Source organism: Nostoc sp., from assembly GCF_054880495.1.
The window spans coordinates 1-4029 of the sequence record NZ_JBTYKD010000159.1 but is presented as its reverse complement, the minus strand read 5'-3'; the positions used below and the strand labels follow the sequence as shown (position 1 = coordinate 4029).

3 protein-coding genes are annotated in these 4029 nt (G+C 43.5%); 1 reads left to right on the top strand and 2 read right to left on the bottom strand.

The genetic code is table 11. From position 1 onward, the window contains the following. Positions 1-163 precede the first annotated feature (163 nt). Positions 164-1246, bottom strand: a complete 1083-nt coding sequence (locus tag ACYTXL_RS15855) for a Gfo/Idh/MocA family oxidoreductase (protein ID WP_334907728.1) — start codon at positions 1244-1246, stop codon at positions 164-166. Between the two features lie 320 nt (positions 1247-1566). Then, positions 1567-2796 (bottom strand): RNA-guided endonuclease InsQ/TnpB family protein, encoded by a 1230-nt coding sequence (locus ACYTXL_RS15850; RefSeq protein WP_461925568.1) that lies wholly within the window; start codon positions 2794-2796, stop codon positions 1567-1569. Positions 2797-3013: 217 nt separating this feature from the next. Between ACYTXL_RS15850 and queC the strand changes: the two genes are divergently transcribed. Continuing rightward, complete coding sequence (gene queC, locus ACYTXL_RS15845; protein WP_461925569.1) at positions 3014-3691, top strand: 7-cyano-7-deazaguanine synthase QueC; 678 nt, start codon at positions 3014-3016, stop codon at positions 3689-3691. The last annotated feature ends 338 nt before the right edge of the window (positions 3692-4029 follow it).

Below are 4029 nucleotides of genomic sequence, written 5' to 3'. Positions count from 1 at the left end.
TGAGCCTTTGGTTACTGGGCTATCGTGTCGCCCACCTCACAAGTAGTAGTAATTTATTTCTTGGAAGTCCCTAAGAGAGACTTGTGTATACACGGTAGCTTCCCTAGTAGGGAAAGACAGGGGGAGAAAATTTTACCTTGTCCCCCTTGTCCCTCTTCTTTTTCTAGGCTGTCGGGGTCAATGATTGTACTCTTGGTTCCGATTGCCAGTCTAATGGATTCCAAACTCGATCTTCCAGCGCCATCTGCTCAATTAAACTTGCGAGTCTCAGGGCTTTGAGAGCTTGTTCACCACCCACTGAGGGTTGATTGCCACCGTGTACACAGTTGACAAAATGTTCTAATTCTGCACTCAGGGGTTGAACATTGCTGGTGTAGACTTTTTCAATCACACCATCTTGCCTGTAAAGTACTTGTCGGTGGTCGGTGAGAGAATTGGCAGTCGTTTGTCGGTGAATCAAAATTTCATTCTTGAGAAAATCTGCCTCAGTAAATGAATTTTTGCAATGGGCGACAATCCGGCGAATTTTTCGGTGGGTGACTTTACTGGCAGTCAGAGTAGCAACAATACCATTGGCAAACCCCAAGGTGGCAGTTACGTAATCTAAATAACCAGAGTCCAGGGCGCGAGTCCCGCTAGCAGTCAATTTCGTAACTGGGGAAGCAGCTAATTCCAAAAGTAGGTCAATGTCATGGATCATTAAATCCAGCACAACCGAAACATCGTTTGCCCGATCTGAGTAAGGACTCATCCTGTGGGCTTCTAGCGCCAGCAATTCCTCTGTTTTCAGCACTTGGCTCAGCTCTTTAAAAGCTGGGTTGAAACGCTCAATATGACCCACTTGCAGAATACACCCAGACTCAGCTGCCGCATTGACTAAAGACTCTGCCTCAGAAATACTGGCTGCGATCGGTTTTTCAATCAAAACATGAATTCCCGCTAACAGACAGTTGATGCCCACGGCATAGTGCAGACGGGTGGGAACAGCTACACAAACTGCTTCCACAAGGGGTAGCAGGTCACAGTAATCTTCAAAAAAACGCACCTTGTACTTACTGGCAGTTTCTAACCCTCGCTCAACGTTAATATCTGCCACTCCGACTAGTTCCACATCTTTCATTGAACTCAGCACGCGAGCGTGATGTTGTCCCATGTTACCCACTCCAATCACGCCTATGCGGATCGGTCGTGGCTGGTTACGCTGTGTATATGGATTCGGTTCTGCCACTGACATGCTATTTTGCACTATTATTCTCTCCTCAACCACCAAATTTAGAGACGCTACGGCCGTTGGCGTTTATACTCGAAAGCCAGTTACGATCCGTCTAAAACCATCCAGATGGTAACATAGAGCCTATGTTTATGAAGAATTTCAAAGTTTGTGATCGGTTCCCGTAATCCAAATATCTTTTGTATAGATAGTTCGGCTTTGCTTGAGATTTTGCACTTTCTCCAAAAAATATATATCTTTTGATTAACTTTAAAATATTCAGTAAGACCTAAGTGTAAATTCTATTTAGCATTGCTTCCTAGCATCTTGTTAAGGTGTGATTTGGCGATTGTGAACTACCCCAACTTACCGAGTACGGTTGAAGTTGGGGCTTCTGTAATCACGGGGGAGTGCCTAAACTTAGACTTTCGCCCAAGAATAGGACTTACCTCCCCTCCTACAGCAGAAACGGCTGAACCTTCCGCCTTTATCATTCTGATACCCTCCGCTCTAATATTTATCGCCGCGTTTCCATCCCTGTCATGATGAGTACCGCAGTGAGGACAAGTCCATTCACGGACATCCAATGGCAACTCACCAATTTGATAAAAACAATTAGAGCAAAGTTTGGAACTAGGAAACCATCTATCAATCTCAACTAACTTTCCACCTCTGCGCTCTAGCTTATAGGCTAAAAAGTTAGTGAAAGTTCCCCAACCAACATCAGATATTGATTTCGCCAATTTGTGATTACGAACCATGCCTTTGACATTAAGATTTTCTACTATGACAGCTTGGCTATCGCTGACCAACTTATAACTAAGTTTATGTAGAAAATCTTGCCGCGAATTACTAATTCGCTCGTACACCTTGGCAACAACTTTTTTATATCTATTCCTTGAAATACTCCCGAGTTGCTTACGCGCTAATTTTTGTTGCTTGCGTTTTAGATTTTTTTCATGCTTTGCAAGGTGCTTAGGATTATCGTATTTAGAAATATGAACACCGTCAGTTACAACAGCAAAATGTTTCAGTCCTAAGTCAATGCCGTAAATCTTCCCGAATGTGATAACAGGATTTTCACCCTCTACCTCAGTCAAGATAGATGCAAGATATTTACCAGAAGGCGTTTTACTCACAGCAACAGTTTTGATTTTCCCCTCAATCGCTCTGTGTATTTTGGCTTTTACTATCCCAATATTACCAGGGAGCTTGACATCACCATCTACAATCTTGACGTTTTGAGGATACTGGATAGACTGTTTTCCAAACTTAGATTTGAACTTAGGAAATCCAGCACGTTTATCAAAAAAGTTTTTGTACGCCGTGGTTAGATTCAGTGTTGTAGCCTGTAAAACTTGACTGTAACAATCACCTAACCAAATCGTATCAACAGATTTTTTGAGCAATGGAAGAAGTGCGTTTAGTGCTGCACGGCTAAGTCCTTTACCTGTTTCTTTATAAGTTTCAATTGACTTATTTAGGGCATAATTCCACCACCATCTAGCACACCCAAAAGCCTGCGCTAATTTAATTTGCTGCTCAACTGATGGATATAAACGGACTTGTACAACTTTATGCAACACTTAACATCACCTCCTTAATATATCTATCTTAGCATGATATATATTTCTTGGTAAAGTAATAAAATAATTGGTGACTTCTCAAACACCCCACTTCCTAATCAACCTGCGGTTGATATTAGTCGGAGGTGTTTTCGTCATCAAGAAAGCTATCCATCCCGGCCCTGTAGAGGGACGGGGAATTCCGCCGAATCAGTTAAATCCAAAATTTGCAACCGATATGAAAGCTGTAATTCTGTTATCTGGAGGATTGGACTCTTCCACAATTCTGTACAAAGCTCAGGCTGATGGCTGTGAATGTCATACTATTTCCTTTGATTACCAGCAGCGACACCGCCGAGAGTTACAGTCAGCCCTCACCGTCGCTCAAAAAGCTGGGATCGTGAAACATCAGGTAGTTAATTTTGACTTACGACAATGGGGCGGTTCAGCACTTACCGATGACGCGATTGATTTACCCCAGGAGCGATCGCTGGATGAAATGTCTCAAAATATTCCTGTCACATACGTTCCGGCTCGTAATACCATCTTCTTAAGCTTTGCTCTTGGTTACGCCGAAGCGATCGCAGCAGAGCGTGTCTATATCGGTGTCAACGCCCTAGATTACTCAGGATATCCTGACTGTCGCCCCGACTATATCCAAGCAATGCAGGAAGTATTTCGCCTGGGAACCAAACAAGGGCGTGAAGGAGAACCAATTAATATTGTTGTACCCTTGATTAACTTGAAAAAAACTGAAATCATTCAACTGGGGAACCAATTGGGAGTTCCTTGGGAGCTAACTTGGTCTTGCTATGCCAATGGAGATGTTGCTTGTGGCGTCTGTGATTCTTGTGGCTTGCGGCTAGCAGCTTTTGCCGAATTGGGACTCGTTGATCCACTGGCCTATGCTTCTTGAGTGAGGAGTTAAGCTAAACCACATCTATTTTGCATAATCTGAAATTGTACATTTATTGTGGGGTGGGCGTCTCGCCCGCCCAAGAGATGCAAGTTAAATGTGGAACAGCTTAGTAGGACTTACTTACGCACGAGTTACGGAATAACGTAGACGCTTCGGCTTGCCGCAGGCTACCGCAGAGGCGCAGAGAAGCCAGTGCATTGCCGGGGTTCCAAGAGTTGTAGCAACTGGGGCGACACGGAGAAATCAAAGTTTAGAGATATTTTGCGTCAGTCCTAGTTAGGAGTTAAAATTCATAACTCTTAACTCCTAACTCTTCTAACCGTTGGAGTTGAATT